This window comes from Prescottella defluvii, assembly GCF_000738775.1.
GTDB classification, from domain to species: Bacteria; Actinomycetota; Actinomycetes; order Mycobacteriales; family Mycobacteriaceae; genus Prescottella; species Prescottella defluvii.
Map to the genome: position 1 here is coordinate 39,432 of NZ_JPOC01000002.1, position 25,819 is coordinate 65,250.

Annotated in this window: 18 protein-coding genes and 1 pseudogene; 9 read left to right on the forward strand and 10 right to left on the reverse strand. The window is 70.4% G+C overall.

Annotated elements, in window-relative coordinates; genetic code table 11:
• The first annotated feature begins 89 nt into the window (after positions 1 to 89).
• The gene (locus IJ15_RS0100285; protein ID WP_197059702.1) at positions 90 to 4,358 is read left to right on the forward strand and encodes an alpha-(1->3)-arabinofuranosyltransferase; all 4,269 of its coding nucleotides are present in this window, start codon (positions 90 to 92) and stop codon (positions 4,356 to 4,358) included.
• A 20-nt stretch (positions 4,359 to 4,378) separates the two neighbouring features.
• On the opposite strand, the pseudogene IJ15_RS25415 reads toward IJ15_RS0100285, so the two are convergent.
• Positions 4,379 to 5,428, reverse strand: a pseudogene (locus IJ15_RS25415) (acyltransferase family protein); the annotation flags it as partial.
• Between the two features lie 218 nt (positions 5,429 to 5,646).
• On the opposite strand from IJ15_RS25415, the gene IJ15_RS0100300 reads away from it, so the two are divergent.
• Positions 5,647 to 6,792, forward strand: coding sequence for a DUF3068 domain-containing protein (locus IJ15_RS0100300; protein WP_031936355.1), 1,146 nt, complete (start codon positions 5,647 to 5,649; stop codon positions 6,790 to 6,792).
• A 198-nt stretch (positions 6,793 to 6,990) separates the two neighbouring features.
• Here IJ15_RS0100300 and IJ15_RS0100305 read toward each other — a convergent pair whose 3' ends face one another.
• Positions 6,991 to 8,190, reverse strand: a complete 1,200-nt coding sequence (locus IJ15_RS0100305; RefSeq protein WP_031936356.1) for a polysaccharide biosynthesis protein — start codon at positions 8,188 to 8,190, stop codon at positions 6,991 to 6,993.
• A 32-nt stretch (positions 8,191 to 8,222) separates the two neighbouring features.
• Here IJ15_RS0100305 and IJ15_RS0100310 point away from each other — a divergent pair, with 32 nt between their 5' ends.
• Positions 8,223 to 9,998: a hypothetical protein gene (locus IJ15_RS0100310; RefSeq protein ID WP_031936357.1), complete on the forward strand. Its 1,776-nt coding sequence runs from the start codon at positions 8,223 to 8,225 to the stop codon at positions 9,996 to 9,998.
• Here IJ15_RS0100310 and IJ15_RS0100315 read toward each other — a convergent pair.
• The gene (locus IJ15_RS0100315; RefSeq protein WP_031936358.1) at positions 9,915 to 11,153 is read right to left on the reverse strand and encodes a glycosyltransferase family 4 protein; all 1,239 of its coding nucleotides are present in this window, start codon (positions 11,151 to 11,153) and stop codon (positions 9,915 to 9,917) included. The two genes, IJ15_RS0100310 and IJ15_RS0100315, sit on opposite strands and share 84 nt — an antisense overlap.
• A 156-nt stretch (positions 11,154 to 11,309) precedes the next feature.
• Here IJ15_RS0100315 and IJ15_RS0100320 point away from each other — a divergent pair, with 156 nt between their 5' ends.
• The 5 genes from IJ15_RS0100320 (at position 11,310) to IJ15_RS0100340 (ending at position 17,727) form a co-directional block, all read left to right on the forward strand.
• Positions 11,310 to 12,065 (forward strand): class I SAM-dependent methyltransferase, encoded by a 756-nt coding sequence (locus tag IJ15_RS0100320; protein ID WP_031936359.1) that lies wholly within the window; start codon positions 11,310 to 11,312, stop codon positions 12,063 to 12,065.
• A 112-nt stretch (positions 12,066 to 12,177) separates the two neighbouring features.
• Positions 12,178 to 13,074: an ROK family protein gene (locus tag IJ15_RS0100325; protein ID WP_031936360.1), complete on the forward strand. Its 897-nt coding sequence runs from the start codon at positions 12,178 to 12,180 to the stop codon at positions 13,072 to 13,074.
• Positions 13,075 to 13,152: 78 nt separating this feature from the next.
• On the forward strand, positions 13,153 to 14,601 hold the full coding sequence (locus IJ15_RS0100330) for an aldehyde dehydrogenase (RefSeq protein WP_031936361.1): 1,449 nt from the start codon (positions 13,153 to 13,155) through the stop codon (positions 14,599 to 14,601).
• 96 nt (positions 14,602 to 14,697) lie between these two features.
• Complete coding sequence (locus tag IJ15_RS0100335; RefSeq protein WP_031936362.1) at positions 14,698 to 15,648, forward strand: cation diffusion facilitator family transporter; 951 nt, start codon at positions 14,698 to 14,700, stop codon at positions 15,646 to 15,648.
• A 72-nt stretch (positions 15,649 to 15,720) separates the two neighbouring features.
• Complete coding sequence (locus IJ15_RS0100340) at positions 15,721 to 17,727, forward strand: APC family permease (RefSeq protein ID WP_031936363.1); 2,007 nt, start codon at positions 15,721 to 15,723, stop codon at positions 17,725 to 17,727.
• Positions 17,728 to 17,760: 33 nt separating this feature from the next.
• Here IJ15_RS0100340 and IJ15_RS0100345 read toward each other — a convergent pair whose 3' ends face one another.
• From IJ15_RS0100345 to IJ15_RS0100375, 7 genes are all read right to left on the reverse strand, one after another.
• Positions 17,761 to 18,615: an SDR family oxidoreductase gene (locus IJ15_RS0100345; RefSeq protein ID WP_031936364.1), complete on the reverse strand. Its 855-nt coding sequence runs from the start codon at positions 18,613 to 18,615 to the stop codon at positions 17,761 to 17,763.
• A gap of 160 nt (positions 18,616 to 18,775) precedes the next feature.
• On the reverse strand, positions 18,776 to 19,381 hold the full coding sequence (locus IJ15_RS0100350) for a hypothetical protein (protein ID WP_231569373.1): 606 nt from the start codon (positions 19,379 to 19,381) through the stop codon (positions 18,776 to 18,778).
• 225 nt (positions 19,382 to 19,606) lie between these two features.
• The gene (epsC, locus tag IJ15_RS0100355; protein WP_031936366.1) at positions 19,607 to 20,185 is read right to left on the reverse strand and encodes a serine O-acetyltransferase EpsC; all 579 of its coding nucleotides are present in this window, start codon (positions 20,183 to 20,185) and stop codon (positions 19,607 to 19,609) included.
• Between the two features lie 5 nt (positions 20,186 to 20,190).
• Positions 20,191 to 21,123 carry a cysteine synthase A gene (cysK, locus tag IJ15_RS0100360; protein WP_031936367.1) on the reverse strand — a complete coding sequence of 311 codons (933 nt, stop codon included), beginning with the start codon at positions 21,121 to 21,123 and terminating at the stop codon, positions 20,191 to 20,193.
• Between the two features lie 236 nt (positions 21,124 to 21,359).
• The gene (locus IJ15_RS0100365; RefSeq protein WP_031936368.1) at positions 21,360 to 23,189 is read right to left on the reverse strand and encodes a phosphoenolpyruvate carboxykinase (GTP); all 1,830 of its coding nucleotides are present in this window, start codon (positions 23,187 to 23,189) and stop codon (positions 21,360 to 21,362) included.
• A 296-nt stretch (positions 23,190 to 23,485) separates the two neighbouring features.
• Positions 23,486 to 23,791: a DUF6802 family protein gene (locus tag IJ15_RS0100370; protein ID WP_031936369.1), complete on the reverse strand. Its 306-nt coding sequence runs from the start codon at positions 23,789 to 23,791 to the stop codon at positions 23,486 to 23,488.
• Positions 23,792 to 23,826: 35 nt separating this feature from the next.
• Complete coding sequence (locus IJ15_RS0100375; protein ID WP_051918416.1) at positions 23,827 to 25,260, reverse strand: hypothetical protein; 1,434 nt, start codon at positions 25,258 to 25,260, stop codon at positions 23,827 to 23,829.
• Between the two features lie 166 nt (positions 25,261 to 25,426).
• On the opposite strand from IJ15_RS0100375, the gene IJ15_RS0100380 reads away from it, so the two are divergent.
• Entirely contained in the window at positions 25,427 to 25,621 is a 195-nt protein-coding gene (locus tag IJ15_RS0100380; protein ID WP_031936371.1) for a hypothetical protein, read from the forward strand.
• The last annotated feature ends 198 nt before the right edge of the window (positions 25,622 to 25,819 follow it).

Consider the following 25,819-nt stretch of genomic DNA (forward strand, 5'->3'; position numbering starts at 1 on the left):
GTCCCGCCGACGGGGGGCTTTCCGTCGAACCCTCGACTGAACCCCTGTCCCGGCGCTGGCTGATCGGCGCCGGGCTGGTCGCGTTGGTCATGTGCCTGCTGCAGTCGCCCGGCCTGACCGTCGCCGACACCAAGTACGACCTCACCGAGAACCCGATCGGGTTCCTCACCCGCGCCGCCCACCAATGGAACAGCCAGGCGCCGCTCGGGCAGGTGCAGAACCAGGCCTACGGCTACTTCTTCCCCCACGGCGCATTCTTCGCGCTCGGGGAACTGCTGCACATTCCGCCGTGGATCACCCAGCGTTTCTGGTGGGCGCTGCTGATCGTCGCCGGCTTCTGGGGCATCATCCGGGTCGCCGAGGCCCTCGGCATCGGCAGCCGCAGTTCCCGCATCATCGCGGCCGTCGCGTTCGCGCTGTCGCCGCGCGTGCTGACGACAATCGGATCGATCTCATCGGAATCACTGCCGATGATGCTGGCCCCGTGGGTGCTGCTGCCGGTGATCCTGGCGACTTCGTCACCCGGGCGCCTCTCCGGTGGGAGGAGCTACCAGAAGAGCGCACGGGCGCTCGCCGCCTCGTCGGCGCTCGCGGTGGCGCTGATGGGCGCCGTCAACGCCGTCGCCACCGCGGCCGCGTGCCTGATCGCCGGGCTGTGGTGGATCGCGCACCGGCCCAACCGCCGCTGGTGGGTGTTCACCGCGTGGTGGATCCCGTGCCTGCTGATGGCCACACTGTGGTGGATCGTCCCGCTGCTGCTGCTCGGCCGGGTGAGCCCGCCGTTCCTCGACTACATCGAGTCGTCGGGCGTCACGACGCAGTGGACCTCGCTCACCGAGGTGCTGCGCGGCACCGACAGCTGGACCCCGTTCGTCTCCCCCGAACGCGTCGCCGGCACCGTCCTGGTCACCCAGCCCGTCGCCGTCGTCGCCACCGGTCTCATCGCGGCCGCCGGCTTGGCGGGGCTGTGCATGCGGTCGATGCCCGCGAAGGGCCGGCTGACGCTGATCCTGCTGGTCGGCATCGCCGGCCTCGGCGCCGGTTACGTCGGCGACCTCGGCTCCCCGATCGCCGAGCAGGTCCGCGCCTTCCTCGACGGCACCGGCGCGCCGCTGCGCAACGTGCACAAGCTCGAGCCGCTGGTCCGGCTGCCGCTCGTCCTCGGTCTCGCCCACCTGCTGGCGAAGGTCCCGCTGCCGGGATCGGTGCCGCTGCGACGCTGGCGCAGCGCCTTCGCGCACCCCGAACGTGAACCGATGGTGGCCCTGACCAGCCTGCTGCTGGTCGCGCTCACCCTGACGACGTCGCTGGCGTGGTCGGGCCGGCTCGCCCCGAGCGGCGCCTACGACGAGGTGCCGTCGTACTGGCACGACGCGGCGCGGTGGCTCGAGGACCACGCCGCGGGATCCGGCTCCGGCGCCGACGCCGAACGGGCCCTGGTGGTGCCCGGCGCCCCGTTCGGCTCCCAGGTGTGGGGCCTGACCCGCGACGAACCGCTGCAACCGCTCGCGTCGACGCCGTGGGCGGTGCGCGACGCCGTCCCGCTCGTCCCGCCCGGCGCGATCCGCGCCCTCGACTCGGTGCAACGCCTCATCTCCGACGGCCGCCCCTCCGACGGACTCGCCGACACCCTGCTCGCGCAGGGGATCCGCTACGTCGTGGTCCGCAACGACCTCGACCCCGAGACGTCCCGCTCCGCCCGCCCACTGCTGGTGCACCAGACGGTCGACGGCTCGCCCGGGCTCGAGAAGGTCGCCGAGTTCGGCGACGACATCGCCCCCGACGCCGCCGAGGACGTGGTCGTCGACAGCGACCTGCGTCCCGCCTACCCGGCGATCGAGATCTACCGGGTCACCGCGCCCGGCGCCGCGACACCGCCCGCCGGGCCGATCGCCGTGCCCCTGAACGAGGTTCCCGTCGTCCAGGGCGGCCCCGAATCGCTGCTGCGGCTCGCCGAGAACGGCACCGTCACCGGACCGGCACTGCTCGCCACCGACGCCGCCCGCGCCGGGATCGACGTCGGAGAGGTCACCGTCACCGACACCCCCACCGACCGCGAGACCGACTTCGGGCAGGTCGACAACCACAGTTCCGCCCTCCGCAGCCCCGACGACCCACGGCGCACCTACAACGCCGTCCCGGACTACCCGGTCCCGGACGCGCCGCTCGTGCAGGGCGAATGGTCCGGTGCCACGATCACCGTGTCGAGCGCGGCCTCCGACGCGACCCAGTTGGGCGGCACCGCCCCCGGCAGCGGTCCCGCCGCCACCGTCGACGGCGATCCGGCCACCGCCTGGCTCAGCAACGGGCTCGAGACCGCCCGCGGTCAGTGGCTGCGGCTGGACTTCGACACCCCGATCACCCGCGGCATGCTGAGCCTGACGACCAGCCCGGCGGCGTTCGGGCCGCCCGTCCGGTGGCTACGGATCGAGACCCCGAACGGCACCACCTCGGTGAAGGTGGACAAGCCCGGCGAGCCCATCAACGTGTCGCTGCCGTCCGGCACGACGCCGTGGCTGCGGATCATGGCCACCCACACCGACGACGGCTCGCCCGGCTTCCAGTTCGGCATCAGCGACCTCACCGTCGAGGACTACTCGAGCGGCGCACCCGTGCCCGTCCCGATCGTGCACCGCACGGTGCTGCCCCCGACACCCGACGACGTCCGGGTGCGCGGCTGGGATCTGGGGCAGGAACTGCCCGGACGGTCGGGCTGCGCCGACGGCCCGGACCGGGTGCACTGCAGCGGCTCCCTCGTCCTGCCCCCGGAGGAACCGGGCGTGTTCACCCGGACCCTGTCGGTGCCCGAGAACACCACCGTCACACCCGAACTGACGCTCCGCCCGCGTCCCGGCGCCGCACTCGAGGCGCTCGTCGCCGACCCGGCGGCGGTGTCGGCGACCGGCCCGTCCGACGGCGTCGAACTGCGCGGCACCGCCGGCGCCGCAGTGGACGGCGACGTCGCGACGTCGTGGACTGCACCCCTGGACACTGCCGCCAGAGCCAAGGGCAAGGGCGGGCTGCCGACCCTGACGATCCGGCTGCCGCAGCCGACCCTCGTCACCGGGCTGACGATCACTCCCAGCCCCGGCAACCTGCCCGCCTCCCCCAGCCGGGTCGCCGTCAACCTGGGCAACGGGCCGCAGACCCGCGACCTCGACGACGAAGGAGACTCGGGGGACTCAGCTGGGTCGCCTCACACGATCTCGCTGGAACCGCACGTCACCGACACCGTCGTACTGACCCTCGTGCGCTGGCACGAGGTGCTCGACCGGACCGCCCTCGGCTTCCTGCAACTGCAGCCGGCCGGGCTGTCCGAGGTGGTCGCGCTCGGCGCGGACGGCCGCCCCGTCCCCGGAACCGCGACGGCGGCCGCAGCCGACCGCACCGTCACCGTCGGCTGCGACGTCGGACCGACCGTCTCGATCGGCGGCGCCCTCGTGCGGACCTCGATCACCGCGACCGCCGACCAGTTGACGTCCGGACAACCGGTGACCGCGACCCCGTGCCCGCCGACCGCCCCGACTGCGCTGCCCGCGGGCCGTCAGGACGTCGTGGTCGCACCCGGCCCGGCGTTCACCGTCGACAGCCTGCGCCTCGACGCCGCCCCACCCGCGCCCGCCACCACGCCCACGTCGCCGGCCGTCGGCCGGTGGACCGAGAACCTGCGCGAACTCGACGTCGCCGCCGCCGACACCGACCAACTGCTGGTGGTGCCCGAGAGCACCAACGTCGGCTGGGTCGCCACCGCACCCGACGGCACCGAACTGCAACCGGTGATCGTGAGCGGGTGGCAGCAGGGATGGATCGTGCCCGCCGGCACCGACGGCGTCGTGACCCTCGAGTTCGCGACCGACCGCTGGTACCGCGCCGGAATCGCGTTCGGCCTCGCACTGCTGATCCCGCTCGTGCTCCTGGCCCTGGTCCCACGTCGGCGCGCGGATCGAGGATCCGCACCACAGGTGACGCCGCCGCGACCGTGGCGGAGTGTCGTCGCCGCGGCCGTCGGAGTGGTGGCCGTCGCGACCGTCGTCGCCGGGCCCGTCGGCACGCTGGTCACCGTGGGTGTCGCGGCCGGCGCGCTCGGACTGTCACGGTGGCGGGGGCCCGCCTTCGCGGCAAGGGTGCTCGTCGGCGTCGCGGGGGTGTCGTCGGCGCTGGCCGCGGTCCTGCTCTCCACCGGACCGTGGCGGGCAGCCGACGGATATGTCGGGCACTCGTTCCTGATTCAGCTGTTCGCGCTGATCGGGGTGGTCTGTGTGGGTGTCTCGGCGTTGCCGCTGTCGCGTTCGCCGATGTGGCGCCGCTTCTCCCAGCGCTGGACCGCCCGCCGGGACGGCTCCTCCACCAGCGCGTAGCTGGCCGACGCGACCGCGATGCTCAGGATCGTGGTGACGACGAGGACGAACCAGAAGTTGCCGTTGAACGGTGCGATGCCGAACATCGGGAACACGATCGACAGCACCGCGAGATGCCAGATGAACAGGCCGTACGACCAGCGTCCCACCGCCAGTGCCACCGGGCTCGCCAGGATCCGATGCCGATGCTCGCCCAGGACCAGCGGGGCCAGCAGCGCGAAACTCATCACCGCACCCAGGACGATCTTGGTGGCGTACTGCCACGGTTCCGGCCGCACCAGGCCCTCGGGCCCGGCCAACCATGTCGTCGACAGCCCGAACGCGACCACCGCGATCGCCGCCATCCACCCTCGGCGCTGCGACAGCCGGTGCACCCACGTCCCGCTCACCATGGCGAGCTCGGCCAGCAGCATCCCCGCTGCGAACCACGGCATGTAGCCGGGCAGCCAGTTGTCGTGGTGGATGCCGTCCGGGGCCGGTACCGGCAGAAACGCCCACACCAGGCTCACCGCCGACGTCGCCAGCAGGATCGGCACCCGGAAACGGGCCGCCGGGCCGCGCAGGCGTACCAGGGCGAGCGCGATGATCGGCAGGATCAGGTAGAACGCCACCTCCACCGACAGGCTCCACAGCTGGGTCATGCCCTCGGTCAGGGTGAGCGGCACGAACACCTGGATCAGCGCCAGATTCGCGACCCACACCTTCCAGCCGCCGCCGGCCGCCGGCAGGAACAGCAGGACCAGGCACACCAGCACCCAGTACGCGGGCAGGATGCGTGTCGCGCGGGAGATCCAGTACTTGACGATGGTCGACGGAGTGCCGAGTCCGCGGGCCGCGGCGGCATGCGGACGCCACAGCAGGAAACCCGACAGCGCGAAGAACACCGCGACCGCCAGATCGAACCGCCCCCAGATCCTGCCCACGACCGGATCGCCGACCGCACCGGTCTGGAACGCCACGTGCGTCACCAGCACGCCCAGCGCCGCGGCGCCGCGCATTCCCTCGAGCGCGGGAAGGAACGCCCGCGGATTTCCCACCGGGGCCGGGACGTCGAGGTGAGAGGTGTTCATCGTCGTTCAGTGTGCCCGGACCGCCCGTGAATCCGAAAGAGCACACCGGCAGAGACGAGAACGCGACCGAAATCGGTGCGCTGACGCAAATGGGACAACAGGACTGTTAGTGTCTGGGCTCACGTGGTGTCAGCGTTCGTGGACACCGTGCGACCCGTGCAGCGGGCACGCTGCCGGTGGGGGTATCTCAATACGTGAACATTGAGTTAGGAGACAGCATGGCCGAGCGTTCAGGCCCGAGCCGGATACTTGCGTGCATTCTGGTAGGCCTCGGGACCTTCCTGCTGGCCGTGGCGATCCTCATTCCCGCGTACACCGTCGACAAGCTGAAGAAGACGCCGCTGGACCTCGAGGTGACCACCATCGCCACCGGCAACGGCGATGTCCTCAACTCGCAGGCACTGCTCGCCGGCAAAGCCGAGGTGAACACCAATGTGCCGATCGTGGCGCAGCGCTACGTCATCACCGAGCAACCGTCCGACGCCGAGGTCATCTCGCTCCAGGCCGGTCAGACGCTGATCCGCACCGACAAGCAGGGCGACACCGGACTGCTGAGCGCGACCGTCGACCGCCTCACGGCCGACCGCGTCAGCTCGATGCCCGTCGAGCCGCCCGTCGGCACCATCCAGACCGCACCGAACGAGCCGGCCGACGAGGTGTCGCACACCGGTCTGCAGTACAAGTGGCCGTTCGATGCCGAGAAGAAGAGCTACCCGTACTTCGATCTCAACTCGCGGAGCACGCAGGACATCAATTTCGTTGAGGAAACCGAGATCAACGGAATGAAGGTGTACCACTACAACCAGAAGATCGACCCCGTCGACCTGTCCAAGGTCGTGCCGGCACCCACCAACAAGCTGACGCTGCCCGCCGCCACCTGGGGTGTCCCCGGCGACCAGCAGCCGGTCACCATGGTCCGCTGGTACCAGAACGAGCGCGACGTCTGGGTCGACCCGATCACCGGCGTCGTCGTCAAGGGCCAGGAGCAGCTGTACCAGTACTACGCCCGCGACAAGAACAACCCCGAGGTCACGGTGCTGAAGGTGACGCTCCCCTTCGACGAGGAGACCATCGAGTACCAGCTCGGCCAGGCCCGTGACGGCCAGGACAAGCTGTCGCTGTTCGGTCGCACCCTGCCGATCGTCGCCGGAATCCTCGGCGCCATCTCGCTGATCGCCGGCATCGTGCTCGGCCTGCGCGGCGGCCGCGGAAGCAAGGGCGCCACCGCCGATGGTCCCGCGAACCCCACCGGATCCGGTCAGGCCCCCAACGGCAACCACGACTGGACGTCGGACAAGACCGAAGAATTCCCCACGGTCAATCTAGGCAAGGGTGGTTTCACCGAACCGCCCCGCCAGCAGTGACCGACGCACACTGACAGACGACGGAACCCCCGCACGCGTGCGGGGGTTCCGTCGTCTGCGGGGGTTCCTCAGCCTCGTGCGGTGTCCCCGCCCCGCCGCCCCCGCGTTTTGCGCACTTAGCGCGGGATTCCACGCCCAGCGCACGCGTTTTGCGCACTTAGCGCGGGAGTCGGGTCCTCAGAATCGCGTTTTGCGCACTTAGCGTGGGGCAGCGGCCGGTCCGGCACTGCGCAACGCCAACACGGCCGCCGTGCAGGCGGTCAGCAGCGCCACGGATGCCGCGATGGTGACGAACTCGCGGACGGTGTCGGCGACGGTGAAGAACAGCACCGCCTCGACCGCCAGCCCCACCCAGGCGACGATCGCCAGATATGTGCGTTCCCCCGCGATCGCCGACAACAGCGCGCCCTGCAGTACCGCGAGCGCCGCGCCGTTCAGCGCGAACATCCACAGGATGCCCTGCACCGACGCGTAGTCGTCGCCGAACAGCATCGTCGCGACGGGTGCGACGACGACCGCCCCGATCACCAGGATCGCCCCGAGCCCGGCGAGCACGGCGAGCGCCGACCGCACCGCGGCGGCCGAGTGCACCGGATTCGCCATCCTCGGATACAGCACCACGCCGATGGCCTGCGGCAGCCAGAACGCGGCCTTGGTCGCGACGGCACCGGCGGCGTAGATGCCGGCGTCGGCCTCGGGGAGCACGACGCGTGCGATCAGGAGGTCCACCGACGACAGCGCGATCATCGCGAGCTGCACCTGCGACGCGCGCAGCACCGTGCCGACCCCGATGCCGACGGCGTCGCCGGCGTGCGGGCGGCGACGCCGCTCAAGTAGCCGCGCGACGACGACCATCGCGGCGGTGCCGACCGCTCCGGCGAGCAGCATCGGACCCGGTCCCCCACCGATCGCGAGTACCGCGACCGCGGGCACCACCTTCGCGACACCGGCGCCGGCCAGCACCACACTGAGGTCGGCGAAGCGACCGGCGCCCTGCAGCAGACCCTGTTCTGTCGCCAGCAGCACCAGCAGTGGGGCCGCGACGAGAGCCCACAGCGTGGCGGTCAGGCTGGTGTCGAGCGCCCACGAGATCCCCGGGACGAGGAGCAGTGCGATCACCGCGACGATGGCCGCGCACCGGTATCCGAGGGCCCGCAGTTCGGTGTGCCCCTTGCCGTGCACCAATTCCCGCGCCACCACGCTCTGCAACGCCAGGGCGGGCACCGCCAACACCAGTTGGGCGGCGAGCAGGCTCGCGAACTCGCCGTACGACGCCGGGCCCAGCCACCGCAGGGCGAGCAACTGGAGCACGTAGGCCGCGACGTTCGCGGTCATCGAACCGGCCGTCACCATCGTCATCCCGGCGACAGTGGAGCCGGTCAGCGATTGGCGGGGCATTCGATCATGATGCACCACGTACAGTGCCGCTCATGACGTCACGGCACCGGATTCTCGTGCGCGCCGTGCCGTCGCTGTACAGCCTGACGCTGGCCGGACTGATCCTGGGCCCGCTGCTGGGTCCCGGCTACCTGCTGCTGCGTGACGCGGTGAGCACGCCGCGCTCCTACGTCACCGACTCCGCGCTGGGGCTCACCGATGCCGCGGCCCGCGCCGTTCCGCAGGACTGGCTGATCGCGGTGCTGAGTTCCGTCGTCGACGGCGGTGTCGTCGTGAAGGCGATCCTGTTCGCGGCGCTGTGGCTCGCCGGGTGGGGTGCGGCCCGGATGGTCGCGGTGCTGCTGCCCGGCGTCGGGCTGGGCCCGCAACTGGTGGCGTCGACGGTGACAGTGTGGAACCCGTACGTCGCCGAGCGTCTGCTGCAAGGACATTGGAGCCTGCTCACCGGATACGCCGCGTTGCTGTGGGTGGTGTACGCGGCCGTCGCGATCCGACGCGGACGCCAGGGCGGGTGGTGGGCGTTGGCGCTGTGCCTCGCGGCGGCGGGGCTGACGCCGACCGGCGCGATCCTGGCGGCCGTCGTGGCAGCTGCGCTGCTCGTGCGCCTTCCTGGTGACGGGGGCTACCGGAGAGGCGCGCGGGCAGTGTGCCGCCTCGTGGCCCTGTTCCTCGTCACGTCGGCGCCGTGGCTGGTGGCGACGGTGCTGTCCGGCGGCGGGGGGACATCCGATCCGGCCGGGGTGGCGGCGTTCGCAGCCCGCGCCGAGCCCGGTCTCGGCACGATCGGCAGTCTCGCCGGGCTCGGCGGGATCTGGAATTCGGCCGCCGTCCCCGGGTCGCGGACGTCGCTGTGGGCGCTGGCGGGGACGCTGCTGCTGCTGACGGTCGTCGCGTGCGGGGTGCCCGCGCTGTGGCGTCGGCGCCGCCACCCGGTGATCGTCGCGCTCGCGGTCGTCGCCGGGTTCGCGGTGCTGCTGCCCGCGCTGGGTGCGACCGGGTGGGGTCTGGCGGTCGGCGAGTGGGCCGTCGTGCAGGTGCCGGGCGCCGGTCTGCTGCGCGACACCCAGAAGTGGGTGGCCCTCGCCGCACCGTTGTACGCGCTGGCCGCGGCCGCGGGGGTGCGCGCACTGTCGTCACGGGTGCCGCTGCCGGGCGCGGTCCCGGTCGCCGCGATTGCCGCCGTCGTCCTGGCCCTGCCCGACCTGGTGTGGGGTGTCGGCGGTGCGCTGAAGCCGGTGCAGTATCCGGCGTCGTGGCAGCAGGTCGTCCGACATCTGGAGGCCGCGGAGGATGCCGGGGACGTGGCCGTGCTGCCCGCCGGGATGTTCCGCAAGTTCCCGTACAGCGGTGACGCGCCCGTCCTCGACCCGGCGCCGCGGATGCTGCCCGCGGACGTGCTGCAGACCGGACAGCTGCTGGTGGGCCAGGCGTCGGCCGTCGACGGGGAGGGCGCGCGGGCCACACGCGTCGAGAACCTGCTGCTCGCCGGCGCCGGGCCGCAGGCGCTCGTCGACGAGAACGTCCGGTGGGTGCTCGTCGAACGCACCACGCCCGGTCCGCTCGGGGATTCGCAGCGCACCCTCGATCAGCTCGAGCCGGTGTTCGCGGACGACGACCTCGCGCTCTACCGGGTGCCGGGCAGCATCCCCCCGGACCTCAGGGAAGGTCGGGGCGAGGCACTGGCCGCGCACCTGCTCTGGGCGGCGCTGCTGGTGACCGGCGGGCTAGGCGTCCTGCAGGCCCACCGACGCGGCCGTCACGGTTTCGACGCCGGCGATGAGCCCCGACACGTGCCGTCCCGAGGCTGACGCCGCCAGCACCGCGTGCACGCCCGCCGCGGTCTGTTCCCACGAGAATTCGTTGGCCCGCAGCCGCGCCTTGCGACCGAGGTCGGCGCGGAGTTCGGCGTCGAGCAGCAGCGATTCGACGGCCGACGCCAGCGCCGGCACCGCAGCCACCCGATCCGCGGCGGCGTCGTCGGAGTCGCTGCCGACGAGCAGTCCGGTGACCCCGTCGATGATCGAGTCGGTGAGTCCCTTGGAGCTGCGGTAGCCGACGGTGGGGACGCCGTGCTGCGCGGCCTCGATCACCGCGAGCCCCCAGCCCTCCTTGCGGGACGGCATCACGTGCACCCAGGACCGGGCGAGCAGTTCGTGCTTGCGGTCCTCGGGGACGTGCCCGTGGAAGGTGACGGCGTCGGCGATGCCGAGTTCGTGGGCGCGCTCGCGCAGGTTGCGCTCCCACCAGCCGCCGCCGATGACGTCGAGGTGCAGCGTAGGGATGGTTCGGCGCAGGGTCGCGACGGCGGCGAGGGCGTCCTCGATCTGCTTGTGCGGCACCAGCCGCGACAGCACGCAGACACTCGGGTGCGCGGTGCGAGTGTCGTCGGCGCCGGGCGCGATGCCCGCCGGGATCGCATCGGCACCGTTGCGTACCACGGCAATTCGATCCCGTGCGACGCCGAGGTCGGTGAGTTCGTCGGCCGACGGCAGCGACACCGTCAGGTACTGACTGTCCCGGTGCACCCGCGGCGACAGCCTCGACTCGATCCACCAGCCGACCCGGCCCATCAGCCGGCCCGCGACCGGCCACTGCTCACGGTGGCAGTGGTGCACCAGCACCGTCACCGGCGCACCGGACACCGTCGTCGAGAAGAAGGGGATGCCGTTCTGGGTGTCGAGCACCGCGTCGGGGCGCAGGCCCGCGAGGGGCCCGAAACCGAGACGTCCGGCGACGATCGCGCCGAGCGCCCGCGGATACACCGTCAGCCGCCCGCCACCACGGCTGATCCGGACACCGTCGACGAGTTCCTCCCGCGGCGCACCCGGATAACCCGCGGTCCGCAACGTGACCTTGATGCCGCGCCGTGCGAGCCCGGCCCCGACCTCCTCGAGGTACCGCTCACTGCCACCACCCTGGGGATGTCCCGTGTCGCGCCAGCACAGCAGGAGAACCTCTCGCACGTGCGTGCCCCCTCATCGGCTCGGACCGTTGCCTGCGACACACCTTATCGGCTCGAGTCCGCTCGCCCTATCGTCAAGTAGCGGAAACCGGCGAACCGGAGCGCGGTATGTCCGATCGCTAAGGTTCCTCCCGTGATCTCCGACCGCGCACCGCGCGTGACCCGCCACTTCGCCCGCCGCGCGACGCTGAAACGCTCGGTCGGACTGCTCAGCGACTTCCGCTACGAACAGACCGATCCGGACCTGTTCTACGGCGCCCTCGCCCGCGACTCCGTCGAACTGATCGGCGACCTCCATCGCGGCCTCACCGAGACGGACCTGACCGGCATCACGGTGCTCGACGTCGGCGGCGGCCCCGGCTACTTCGCCGACGCGTTCGGTCGGGCCGGCGCCCGCTACATCCCGGTCGAGCCCGATCCGTCCGAGATGCACGCCGCCGGCCTCACGGTCGGCGACTCGATCCGAGGGTCGGGACTGGCGTTGCCGATCCGAACCGATTCCGTCGATGTGTGCTTCTCGTCGAACGTCGCCGAGCACGTCGCGCAGCCGTGGGTGATGGCCGAGGAGATGCTGCGGGTGACCAGGCCGGGCGGACTGATGGTGCTGTCGTACACGCTGTGGTGGGGCCCGTTCGGCGGCCACGAGACCGGACCGTGGCACTACCTCGGCGGCGAATATGCGGCACGGCGCTACCAGCGCAAGCAGGGCAAGGAACCGAAGAACCGGTTCGGCGTCTCCCTGTTCGACATCGGCGCGAAGGACGGCCTGCGCTGGGCCCGCACCCAGACCGGTGGCGACGTCCTGGCAGCCTTCCCGCGCTACCACCCGCGCTGGGCGTGGTGGATGGTGAAGATCCCGGTGCTGCGAGAGGTCCTGGTCAGCAACCTCGTCCTCGTGGTCCGCAAACGCTGAACTCCCCTCCCCCGCGTTTTGCGCACTTGTCGCTGATTTCCGGGCCACCGACGCGCGACAAGTGCGCAAAACGCGGGAGAACAGCGGCGGGTGGGCCACTAATCTCGGAGCCATGACCGCACTCGCGCTCGACGTCGGCGGCACCAAGATGGCCGCGGCGCTCGTCGGCCCCGACGGACGGCCCCGCGACGCGGCGACCGTCCCGACACCCGAGTCCGGGGTGTGGGACGCGTGTGCGGCGCTGCTCCGCAAGGTCACCCACGGCACGACGGTGAAATCGGTCGGGATCGCGTCCGCCGGCCCCGTCGACACCACAGCGGGCACCGTCGCGCCGGTCAACATGCCCGAGTGGCGCGACGGTTTCCCGATCGTCGACGCCGTCCGGGCCCTGTTCCCGTCGACGGCCGTGTACCTCGCCCTGGACGGATCCGCCGCCGCACTGGCCGAGCACCGACTGGGCGCGGGCCGCGGCACCGCAGACCTGCTGGGCGTCGTCGTCTCGACCGGCGTGGGCGGCGGGGTGATCCGCGGCGGGCGGATCGAGGGTGGGCGGACCGGCAATGCCGGCCACATCGGACACATGGCGGTGCCCGGCGGCACCGAACGATGTGGGTGCGGATCCGTCGGCTGCCTCGAGACGGTCGCGAGCGGGCCGGCCGCGCTGCGGTGGGCGCGGGCCAACGGGTGGGTCGGCGCGACGGGCGCCGACCTGGCCGTCGACGCCGCACTGGGGGAGCCGACCGCGGCGGACGCCCTCGAACGCGCCGGCACCGCGCTGGGTCAGGCGTTCGCGTCGGCGGCGGCGCTGCTCGACGTCGGCCTCGTCGTCGTCGGCGGCGGTTTCGCGCAGGCGGGCCCCGCGCTGTGGGATCCCATGATCGCGGCTGCCGCGCGTCACGCACGGTTGTCGTTCGTTCGCGACCTCCGACCGGTGCCCGCCGGCCTCGGCGTCCTCGGCACCCTCACCGGCGCCGGATTGCTCGCGATCGACGGCCTGCGACCTGCCTGATCGGGGCCTCGCTGTTCCAACTCGCTGTAACGTGTTCTAGTGTGACCCAGGGCACTCCACAAGAGCGAGGATGAACAGATGACCGACTACGACAAACTCTTCATCGGCGGACGATGGGTCGCGCCGGCGACCGACCAGCGGTTGGAGGTGTTCTCCCCCGCGACCGAGGAGCGCGTCGGCAGTGTTCCCGTCGCCGCACCGGCCGACATCGACGCCGCCGTCGCTGCCGCCCGGGCCGCCCTCGAGTCCGGCGCGTGGGCCGAGACCACCCCCGCACAGCGCGGCGAGATCCTCGCCAAGGTCGCCAAGCTCATCGAGGAGCGCAGCGCCGAGCTGGTCTCCACCATCTCCGGCGAGATGGGCGCCCCCGCGTCCGGCGTCGAGACGATGCAGAAGATCATGTCGCTGGCCACCCTCAACTACTACGCGGGCCTCGCGAACGACTTCGCGTGGGAAGAGACCCGCACCGGCATGTTCGGCCAGACCAAGGTCTACCGCGAGCCGGTCGGCGTCGTCGGCGCCGTCATCGCGTGGAACGTTCCGCTGTTCCTCGCCGTGAACAAGCTGGCCCCGGCCCTGCTCGCAGGCTGCACCGTCGTGCTCAAGCCGGCGCCGGAAACCCCGCTCAACGCGAACATGCTCGCCGACATCTTCACCGAGGCCGGCCTGCCCGAGGGCGTGCTGTCGATCGTGCCGGGCGGCGCCGAGACCGGCGAGTACCTCGTCACGCACCCCGACGTCGACAAGGTCACCTTCACCGGCAGCACCGCCGTCGGACGCAAGATCGGCGCCATCGCAGCCGAGCAGCTCAAGCGCTGCTCGCTCGAACTCGGCGGCAAGTCGGCCGCGATCCTGCTCGAGGACATGGACGTCGCGGCCACCATGCCGATGCTGGTGATGTCGGGCCTGATGAACACCGGCCAGGCGTGCGTCGGGCAGACCCGCATCCTCGCGCCGCGCTCGCGCTACGACGAGATCATCGAGGCCATGGTGCAGTTCGCCGGATTCATGCCCGTCGGCATGCCCGACGACCCTGCCGCGCAGCTCGGCCCGATCATCACCGAGAAGCAGCGCGACAAGGTCCTCGGCTACATCGAGAAGGGCAAGGCGGAAGGCGCCCGCGTCGTCCTCGGCGGCGGCAAGCCGGCCGGCCTGGACAAGGGCTGGTTCGTCGAGCCGACCATCTTCGCCGACGTCGACAACTCGATGACGATCGCCCGCGAGGAGATCTTCGGCCCCGTCCTGGCGGTGATCCCCTACGACACCGTCGACGAGGCCATCAAGATCGCCAACGACTCGGACTACGGCCTGGCCGGTTCGGTGTACACCACCGACATCGACAAGGGCATCGAGATCGCCAAGCAGATCCGCACCGGCACCTACGCCATCAACTGGTACGCGTTCGATCCCGGATCGCCGTTCGGCGGCTACAAGAACTCGGGCATCGGCCGCGAGAGCGGACCGGAAGGCCTCGAGGCGTACTGCGAGCTCAAGTCCGTCCTGATGCCCCCCGGCTACACCGGATAGGCGTCGCTGCTCCGTCAGGCGCGGACCCGATCATCTCGGGTCCGCGCCTGACGCGTTCGTCGGGCAGGCCACCCCTCCCGCGCCTAGCCTGAGGCGATGGCGACGTCCCCCGAGGCATCAGGCGGCGAGAGCACTCTCACCGTTGTCGTGGCGTTCGTCGCGAATGCGCTGATCGCGGTGGCCAAATCGGTGGCAGCAGTGCTCACCGGTTCGGCGTCGATGGTCGCCGAGGCGACGCACTCGTGGGCCGACACCGGCAACGAGATTCTGCTGCTGGTCGCCGACCGTCGCGCCCGCAAGAACCCCGACCGCGCGCATCCGCTGGGCTTCGGCCGCGAGGCGTACATCTGGTCGCTGTTCGCCGCGCTCGGTCTGTTCGCGGTCGGTGCCGGGGTTTCGATCACCCACGGCATCCAGGAACTCGTCCATCCCGCGCCCGCATCGGACTTCGGGGTCGCCTACGCGGTGCTGGGAATCGCGTTCGTACTCGAGGCGATCTCGTTCCGGCAGGCATTCAGACAGTTGCGCGGCGAAGCGCACGACGCGCACCGTGAGGTGCTCGAACATGCCCTGCTGACGTCCGATCCGACAGTGCGCGCGGTGTTCGCCGAGGACGCGGCCGCCCTCATCGGCCTGGTCATCGCCTTCGCCGGCGTCCTCGCCCACCAGATCACCGGGTCGCCGATCCCCGACGCGATCGGGTCCATCGCGGTCGGCATCCTCCTCGGGGTCATCGCGATCGTCCTGCTCGACCGCAACCGCCGATTCCTCGTCGGCGAACCCGGCACCCCCGAACTGCGCACGCAGGCAATCACGAAACTGCTCACCTACGACGAGGTCGAGCGGGTGACCTACCTGCGCATGGAGTTCCTCGGCCCGCACCAGATGTACCTGGTGGCGAGCGTCGATCTGGTCGGCGACTACGCAGAGTCCCGCGTCGCACACACCCTGCGCGACCTCGAGAACCGGCTCACGGCCGAGACACCGGCCGTCCGGAAAGCCGTACTCACCCTCTCGACGTCGGAGGAGCCGAGCCTGACGACGTGAATCGGGTGCCGCCGCTGCCGGGGCGCGAGTACAACTGGTGGGGAGCGTGGCCGATACGGACCTGGAGAACCCATGGACCCTCCCGACAGTGCGGCCGCTCGGGACGCCGGGGCGAGCGGAACGTCCGAACCGGTCCTGCCCGAGAGGCTCGGCTACCGGATCAAGTGCCGACTTCTGGGGCCGCCGCTGACGAGCGCACGCCTGCACCAGGAACGACTGTCCAAGACGACCGCGCTGGGTGTGCTCTCCCCCGACTGCATCTCGTCGTCCGCGTACGGCCCGGAGCAGGTCCTCATCGAACTGCTGCCGTATGCGGCGCTCGCCGCGTTCACGCTGCTGCTGCCGATCACCGGCGTCGTCCTCGTCATCCTGATCCTGCTGACGCTGTCGTATCGGCAGGTGGTGATGCTCTACACGCACGCCGGCGGCTCGTACGTCGTCGCCCGGGACAACTTCGGGCCGAAGACTGCGCAGATCGCCGCGGTCGCGCTGCTCATCGACTACGTGGTGACGGTGGCGGTGCAGTCGGCGGCGGGCACCGTCGCGGTGGTGTCGGCGGTGCCGGCGCTGGGCCCGTACAGCCTCGAGATCACCGTCGCCGCGGTGCTGCTGCTCGCGTACGGCAACCTGCGCGGACTCAAGGAGGCCGGGCGCGCGTTCGCGTTCCCGATGTACTTCTTCGCGGTGTCGATCGGCGTCGTCATCGTCGTCGGGCTGATCCAGGCCCTCACCGGGAACCTGGACAGAATCGACCCCACCACGCTCGACGGCACCGTCGACATCGCGCACGGCGACGGACTGGTGATGGGGGCGACCGTGCTGGTGATCCTGCGGGCCTTCGCCAACGGCGGCACCTCGCTGACCGGGCTGGAGGCGATCAGCAACGGGGTCAGCGCCTTCCAGCAACCGGAGGGCCCCAACGCCCGCCGCGCACTGGTGATCATGGCGTCCGTCCTGGCGTTCCTCGTCGCCGGCGTGTCACTGCTCGCGTATCTCACGCACGCCACCCCGTACGCCGCCGGGTATCCGTCGGTGATCAGCCAGGAGGCGCGGATCGTCTTCGGCTCGGGCACCCTCGGCGACATCCTGTTCGTCGTCGTGCAGACCGCGACCGCACTGATCCTGTTCACCGGCGCGAACACCAGCTTCAACGGCTTCCCGTTCCTGGCCAGCTTCGTCGCCGACGACGCCTTCCTGCCGCGACAGCTACGCCGCCGCGGGCACCGTCTCGTCTTCTCCAACGCGATCATCTTGCTCACCGCCATCGCAGTCGTCCTGCTGGTCGCGACCGACGCCAAGGTCAACGCGCTCGTCCCGTTCTACGCGATCGGCGTGTTCACCGGATTCACGATGGCCGGCCTCGGCATGGCCCGGCACCACCAGAACGCCCGCGGCCGACGCTGGCGGCTCGGGTTCGCGATCAACCTCACCGCGGGAATCACCTCGGCGATCGTCGTCGCGATCTTCGCGATCGCGAAGTTCACCGAGGGCGCGTGGGTCGTGGTGATCGTGTTCCCGATCCTGGTGCTGCTGCTGATCCGACTCAACCGCGAATACCGCAACGAGGCCGCCGAACTCCGCGAACTCGGCGACGCCGAGGCCGACACGGAAGCGGTGTACTCGCACCACATCGTCATCGTGCTGGTCGACGCCCTCGACCTCGCCACCGTCGAGGCGCTGCGCTACGGGCGCAGCCTCCGGCCCAGCGAACTGCGCGCCGTGCACTTCGTCCTCGACAGCACGCACGCCGCGCACCTGGCCCGAGAATGGGAGAACAGCGACCTCACGGTGCCGCTCGAGCTCATCGAATGCCCCGATCGACGCCTCAACCACGGCGTCCTCCAGATGATCACCCGCGGCGCCGCACCCCGCACCGAGATCAGCGTCCTCCTGCCACGCCGCATCTACGGTTCGGTGCTCGGCCGAGTTCTCCACGACCGCACCGCCGACCGCATCGCCAGAGCCATCAGCGATGTCCCCCACGCCGTCGCGATCATCGTCCCCTTCGACGCCTCCGACCGCACCGGCGTCCTACGCGGGGGTCCGCCACCGCCTGCCTCCCCGAACAGCAGACGATGACCTCGCCCGCCGGTCGCCGAGGCCCGTTCGAGATCAGCGGTTTCCGCTGTACCGCAGGAACTTCCAGGCATAGGGGACGAGCCGGGACACCGGAACGGGCCGCGGCCAGGCATCGGGGCGGAAGTACGCGTCCGAGCCGCCGTCGACGTAGACGACGCTCCCGCACAGGAAACTCGCCGCGTCGGACAGCATGAACACCACCCAGTCGCCGAGCTGACCGGCGTCACCGAAACCGCCGACCGGCACCGGGAAACGTCGGACCACCTTGGCCTCCGACGGTGTCGACAACTGCTTCTCGAGCAGTGGCGTCATGATCGCGCCCGGGGCGAGGACGTTGAGCCGGATCCCCGCGCCGGCCCACCCCGGCGTCGTCGCATGCCGGCGAACCCAGCGGGTGACCGCGATCTTCGATCCGGCATACATCATCGGCGGCGCAGCCTTCCCGAACAGGCGCACCGAGCGCGCCGCCTTCGCGACGTCGCCGGACAGCAGTGCCTTGACGGTGCGACGCGGCACCGCGGGTGTCGTCGTCGTCGAGTTACTGCCGAAGACAACCACTTTCGCCTGGCCCGACGCGGCCAGCGCATCACGCCAACCGTCGAGAAGTTCGACGACGCCGAGGTAGTTCACCGACGCGATCAGCGGCAGCCGCTCCGCACCGGGCACCGGCCCGACACCCGCCGCCAGCACCGCACCGTCCAGCTTTCCGTCGGCGAGCGACAGCACGTCCCGTATCGCACCGCGGCGCCCCTCCGCGGTGGACAGATCCGCAACGACGTCGGCCGCCTGGACATCGACGCCGATCACGGTATGCCCGGCCGCCGTGAGCTTGTCCACGACGGCGCGCCCCATCCCCGACGCCGAACCGGTGACTGCGTAGACGCCCATGTACTGAACTCCCCACCCGACGGCAACCGAACCGAGGACCCTCCCCGACAGTGCCGTCACCAAGATCGACACGCTACGCCGACGCCCCCGAAAGCTGAAGGGTTCCTTCATGCGCTGTCAGCGTATGAAGGAACCCTTCAGCAAGAGAGCAGACGGTGACCTAGCTCGCCGAACCGCCGAGCGATCCGAGCAACGGGAGCAGGGTCGTGCTGCCGACGCCGGCCTCGAGTGCGACGCTGCCGAAGTCGGACACCGGCGCGAGGCTGCCGATGCCGTCGGGCACGATCACGGGCTTGACCGTGACGCCGACGTTGCCCGGCTCGAGCGACTTGATGCCGCCGCAGGTGCCCACGTAGACGTAGATACCGGTGTCGACCTGGATATTCGTGGACTTGGAGTTCGGTCCGGGCTTGATGAGGTTGTTGCTCGCCGAGGGGCCTACGCGCAGACCCGGGGTCGCCATGATCTCGAGGAGCTTCACGAAGTCGTTGTTGTTGTAGGCGACGAACGCCTCGAGGCCCTGCGCACCGTCGAGCAGCGCCGACGTGCAGGAAGACTCGGAGAAGAAGCCTTCCGACTTGTTCGGGTTGGTCAGCGTGAGCTTGACGTTCTTGCCGTCGAAGTCCCCCTGCTCGGCCTTCAGCGTCGGGCCGTCGTAGCGATCGGCCGCCACCGCGGTGCCGGTCCCGGCAATCGCCAGACCCGCGACCATTGCCGTGGATGCGGCAACCCCGGCCACAATCTTCTTCGCCTTGTGAAGCTTCAACGCGTTCCCTCTCGACTCGAATAGCACACTGTCGGCCCTCTCCGCAGTCGAATGCGGAAAAAACCGACTATTCTCATCGTGTCACGCGGCCGTCGCCGGCGCACTTCGTGCCGCCGCCAGGCGTCGGGAAGCCGGGAAGCACAGCCCCCGCAAAAGCTGAAGGGTCCCTTCGTGCGCCGGTAGCGCGCGAAGGGACCCTTCAGCTCATTCGTTCGGGAACCCGACTCAGATGTACATCGCCGGATCGATGTAGGATGTCGGGTCGACGAGTTGCTCGTGTTGCTTGCGTTGCCGCACCGATGCCGGGATGCCGGTTGCGATGGCGTCGGCGGGGACGTCGCGGGTGACGACGGCGTTGGCGCCGATCGCGCTGTCGTCACCGATGACGAGTGGTCCGAGGACCTTCGCGCCGGCGCCGATGGTGACGCGGTTGCCGATCGTGGGGTGCCGCTTGGCCTTGGCCAGTGAGCGGCCACCGAGGGTGACGCCGTGGTAGATCATCACGTCGTCGCCGATCTCGGTGGTCTCGCCGATCACGACGCCCATGCCGTGGTCGATGAAGAACCGGCGGCCGATGGTCGCACCGGGGTGGATTTCGACGCCGGTGAGGAACCGAGTGAACTGGGCCAGCATCCGGGCCGGGCCGCGCAGGGCGGGCTTGGCCCACATCCGGTGCGCAATCCGGTGCGACCAGACGGCGTGCAGGCCCGAGTAGACGACGGCATTCTCGGCGTTGCTGCGCGCGGCCGGATCCTGGCCTCTTGCTGCCTGGAGATCCTCCCGGATCGTGCGCAGGACACTCACAATGCTCAGCCTCGGATGTGTTCGAACAGCGGGGTGGAGATGTAGCGCTCACCGAAGTCGGGGACGACGACGACGATCGTCTTGCCGGCGTTCTCGGGACGCTTGGCCAGCTCGAGGGCCGCCCACACGTTGGCGCCGGACGAGATGCCGCCGAGGATGCCCTCGTCGGTGCCGAGGCTGCGGGCGACGCGGATGGCGTCGTCGAACTCGACGTCGATGATCTCGTCGTAGATCTCACGGTCGAGGACCTCGGGCACGAAGTTCGCGCCGATGCCCTGGATCTTGTGCGGGCCGGGCTGGCCGCCGTTGAGGATCGGCGAATCGGCCGGCTCGACGCCGACGATCGTGACCTCGGGGTTGTACTTGCGCAGCGTCCGGCCGGTGCCCGTGAGAGTGCCGCCGGTGCCGATGCCGGCGACGAAGATGTCGACGGTGCCGTCGGTGTCGGCCCAGATCTCCTCGCCCGTGGTGCGCTCGTGAACCTCCGGGTTGGCGGCGTTCGCGAACTGCCGCGCGAGGACGGCGTTCTCGGTCTGTCCGACGAGCTCCTCGGCCTTCTTGACCGCACCGGCCATGCCCTCGGAACCCGGGGTCAGCACGATCTCGGCGCCGAACGCGCGGAGCATGACGCGACGCTCGACGGACATCGTCTCCGGCATCGTCAGGATGACCTTGTAACCGCGGGCCGCGCCGACCATGGCGAGCGCGATGCCGGTGTTGCCCGACGTGCCCTCGACGATGGTGCCGCCGGGCTTCAGCTCGCCGGACGCTTCCGCGGCGTCGATGATCGCGACACCGATGCGGTCCTTGACGCTGTTGGCCGGGTTGTAGAACTCGAGCTTCGCGACCACCTGGGCGCCGAGGCCCTCGGTGAGACGGTTCAGGCGCACCAGTGGGGTGCGTCCGACCAGCTCGGTGACGTTGTTGTAGATCCCCATGCCGGATCCTCCTCGTGGCCACGTCGGCAGCCGGGTCGGTGTCTGTTGCTGTCAGGTTGGTTCATTGCACCATCCTGCCGTGAACCGAACTCCACCGGGTCCACACAAGTACGAACGTATACGTACGTCGACATAATTCCGGGTGCCCGCACTATCGCCGTCACCCCCGGAAACGCCGAATGTCACATCGGTTCAGTCGAACTGAACCGATGTGACATTCGGGCGAAGCATGAAGATCAGCCGAGGCGCTGCTTCAGAGCCTCGAACTCGTCGCGGACACCGGACGGCACCTTCTCGCCGAGGAACTCGAGCCACTCCTCGATGAGCGGGATTTCAGCCTTCCACTCGTCGACGTTGACGGCCAGCGCCTCGTCCACGTCAGCCTGCTCGACGTCCAGGCCGTCGAGAGCGAGGTCGGCCGACGTCGGAACGTAGCCGATCGGGGTGCTGACGGCGTCGACCTTGTGCTCGATGCGGTCGATGATCCACTTCAGCACGCGGGAGTTCTCGCCGAAACCGGGCCACAGGAAGCGGCCGTCCTCGCCACGACGGAACCAGTTCACGTAGAAGATCTTGGGGAGCTTGTCCGCGTCGGCGTTCTTGCCGAGGTTGATCCAGTGGTTCAGGTAGTCGCCGGCGTTGTAGCCGAGGAACGGCAGCATCGCCATCGGGTCGCGGCGCACGGCGCCGACCTTGCCCTCGGCGGCAGCGGTCTGCTCGGACGACAGCGTCGCACCGAGGAAGGTGCCGTGCTGCCAGTCGAACGACTCGCTGACCAGCGGAACCGTGGTCTTGCGACGTCCACCGAACAGGATCGCCGAGATCGGCACACCCTGCGGGTCGTCCCACTCGGGGGCCAGGATCGGGCACTGCGACATCGGGGTGCAGTAGCGCGAGTTCGGATGGGCGGCGTTGGTACCGGACTCGGGGGTCCAGTCGTTGCCCTTCCAGTCGATCAGGTGCTCGGGGGTCTCTTCCAGACCCTCCCACCACACGTCACCGTCGTCGGTCAGGCCGACGTTGGTGTACAGGGTGTTGCCCGCCTCGACCGTCTTCATGGCGTTGGGGTTGGAGCCGTGGTTGGTGCCCGGCGCGACGCCGAAGAAACCGAACTCCGGGTTGACCGCGTACAGGCGGCCGTCCTCGCCGAAGCGCATCCACGCGATGTCGTCGCCGAGGGTCTCGGCGCGCCAGCCGGGGATGGTCGGCTGGATCATCGCGAGGTTGGTCTTGCCACACGCCGACGGGAACGCGGCCGCGACGTAGTAGTTCTTGTTCTCCGGCGAGATCAGCTTGAGGATGAGCATGTGCTCGGCCAGCCAGCCCTCGTCGTGAGCCATCGCCGACGCGATGCGCAGCGAGTAGCACTTCTTGCCGAGCAGCGCGTTGCCGCCGTAGCCGGAGCCGTAGCTCCAGATCTCACGGGTCTCGGGGAAGTGGGTGATGTACTTGGTGTCGTTGCACGGCCACGCAACGTCGGCCTGGCCCTCGGCGAGCGGCGCGCCCACGGAGTGCAGCGCCTTCACGAACGGGCGGTCGGTGCCCATCTTCTCGAGCGCAGCCTTGCCCATGCGGGTCATGATGCGCATCGAGACGACGACGTACTCGGAGTCGGTGATCTCGACGCCCAGCTTCGGGTCGTCGGCGCCGAGGGGACCCATGCAGAACGGCACCACGTACATGGTGCGACCGCGCATGCTGCCGCGGTACAGGTCCGTCATGAGGGTCCGCATCTCGGCGGGCGCCATCCAGTTGTTGGTGGGGCCGGCATCGATCTGCTTCTCGGAGCAGATGTAGGTGCGGGACTCGACGCGCGCGACGTCGGACGGGTCGGAGTTGCCGAGGAACGAGTTCGGCTTCTTCTCCTCGTTGAGACGGGTGAACGTCCCGGCCTCGACGAGCTGATCGGTCAGGCGCTCCCACTCCTCGTCGGAGCCGTCTGCGAAGACGACCCGGTCGGGCTGGGTCAGCTCGGCAACCTCTTGCACCCAGGCGAGCAACTCGCTGTGCTCAGTGGGGGGTGTGCCGTCAGTTCCGTTCAGACCGGGGATGGTCGCTGAGGTCATCAAACTCTCCTGGGGTGGGGCCGGGAACCGATCCAACCACGTCAGCCCCGCACAAAACGGGGCTGAGAGGTAAGCCGAACCGATTTCCCCCTCTCGGCGGGGTGCAGCCCGCCCACTCCGCTGCTGCTCACGTACGTCACCGTGGACAACGAACGAAGGACACGGGTGCCGGGTGTCCTAGCTATAGAGGTTAACGCCGCGCGTCCGGCTTGGGGGAACCGGGTGTCGTCGGTTAGGTCACAGGAACGATTCAGACGGCACCGTCGGGCGCTACCCGCCGTGGACCTGCATGTTCCTCATCCCCCGAGGGTGCCCGAATCGGTGCGTTCCCACCGTTCGCGGCCGTCGGCGTCCCGATGGAATTCCCAGGCCGAGTAGTCGCCGTCGCCGGTGACGATGGCCAGGTTGTCGGCGTCACCGTCACCGTCGAGGTCGGTCGCGACGATCATCGCGTCGTCGACCTCGAAAGTCCGGGTGTCGAGGATGCCGTCACCGTCGATGTCGTGCACGAGCCCGGTCAGGTGCACCGCACCCGAATCGGTGCCGAACGACGCCGGATCGATGTCCGGCAGGTGTCCCGCCACATCGTCGGTGGTGATCATGATGCCTCCCGCTGGTCGGGCCACTACAAGTGTGGCTACGACGTTGGACGCGCGCCGACGCCGCCCGGTTCCATCGTGTCCGTCGCCGCCGCGAGCGCGTCGAGAACCCGGGTGAGGGCGGCGTGGTCCCGCTCGCAGGATGTGAGACGGCCACTGCGTTCGGTCGCGAGACGTCGCGCCTCGACATCGAGGGCCGCCAGTTCCTCGTCGACGGCCACCGTGGCGACGCGACAGTCCGCGACGATGCGGGCGCCCACCGCGGCCTCCGTCTCGAGGATCCGCCCCAGCACCCGCTGTTCCAGCTCGGAACGCAGCTGCGCGGTCGTGTCCGACACCCACTGCCGCAGGTGGGCCCGGTCCGCGATCAGGCGCCGTGACCGGGCCAGCCACCAGGCCGCGGCCCCACCGAGGGCGAGGGTGATGGGGATGGTCGCGATGTCGAGCGCCGGCACCATCGAGATCGGCGCCACCGCCAGACGGCCCAGGCCCACGCCCGCCGATGCGCCGACGACGACCATCATCCCGTCCTCGACTCCGCGGTGTCGTGGCTCCGGCCCCGACGGCAGCGCCGGACGGCCCACGACCGGCGGGGCGATGCCGGACACCCCGGCCCGGCGGACCAGTTCTCCCAGGTGCCGCTCGACGGCGGCGTCGACGTCGGTGGTGGCAGCGTCGACCAGGCCACTCATCCGGGCCGGGAAGGCCACCAGTTCGCGGCGACCCGCACGGTCGATCTCCGTGCGGGCGGTCGCCGACACCGCCCGGACCCGGCCACCGGCCTCGTGGAGGAGGTCGACGCGGGCGCGCTGGATGTCGGCGCGCAGCCGGCCGAGCCGCTCGGCCCGTCCTCCGTCCCGTTCCATCGCGAGCCCGGTCTTGCGGGCCCGGAGCGCGGCGGCGGCCTCGTCGCTGCCGTCGCGCAGGGCCTTGGCGGTGGCGGTGATCTGCCGGCAGGTCCGTTCGACCAGCGTGACTGCGCCGCGCCGCGCGTTGCGGTCGGCGGTGGTGTGCGGGTCGACGGCGAGTGCGGCGCGTACCGCCGCGGTCAGCCGGTCCGGCGAGGACAGGACCCGGACGTCGGCGAAACGGGTCGAGTGCGCCCGCAGCAGCGTCTCGTCCCGCGCCAGCACCGCGTCCCGGTCCGGATGATCGCCGGTGCCGCTCGCCACGAAGACCACCCGTTCGACGTCGCGGGCGGCCGCGTCGAGCGCGGCGAGTTCGTCCTTCCCCAGGACGGACGCCACGTCGAGCAGCATCACCACGACGGCGGCACCGCCGGGTGCGTCGAGGATCGGGTCGAACGATGCGAGAGCGTCGAGGATCGGTCGAGGTTCGATCCCACGCACCGCGACCACGTGCACGGACCGGGCTCCGGTTCGGGCACCGTCTCGCCATTCCCGCAGCCCGTCCGGGTTCCACCGCTCGACGATTCGCTGCGCGTCGGGCGGGAACCCGCCGATGTCCGTCATGGGCGCCCCGCGGCGGTCCGCACTGCGTCCCGGACGCGGGCCCGCCTGACCGCGGACTCGGCTCGATGCCGGTTCGCCGGGCCGTCGGGCGGTGCCCCGGCGGACCGCGCCGCGGCGGACCGCGCCGCGGCGGGGCGACCGCTGCCCACGCCGCCGCCCAGGACCCGTGCATGTCGGCCTTGCCGAGGATCGCGACGGTGACAGCACTCGGTGCGCGCCGCAGCGCCTCGACGTCGGGCGTCCGGAGTCCGCCGGCCAGCACGTAGACGACGACGTCACCGTCCAGTTCGGGATCCGCCGTTCCGGGGGCGTCGACGGCCGCGGTCTCGAACACGTCCGTGAACCCGGCCCGCTCGAGTAGGCGGACGGTCGTGGTTCGACCGGATCCGGCACGGCCGACGACCTGGATCCGAATCGGCTCCCGGTAGAGGTCGAGAGCACGCAGTGGCTCGCCGCCGACACCCGCGGCGAACCGGCCGAACTGCACCAGATCCTCCACCGTCCCCACCGTCGACACGGCTCTGAGGCCCACCCCGGTTCCGTTCCCCACCGTTACCTC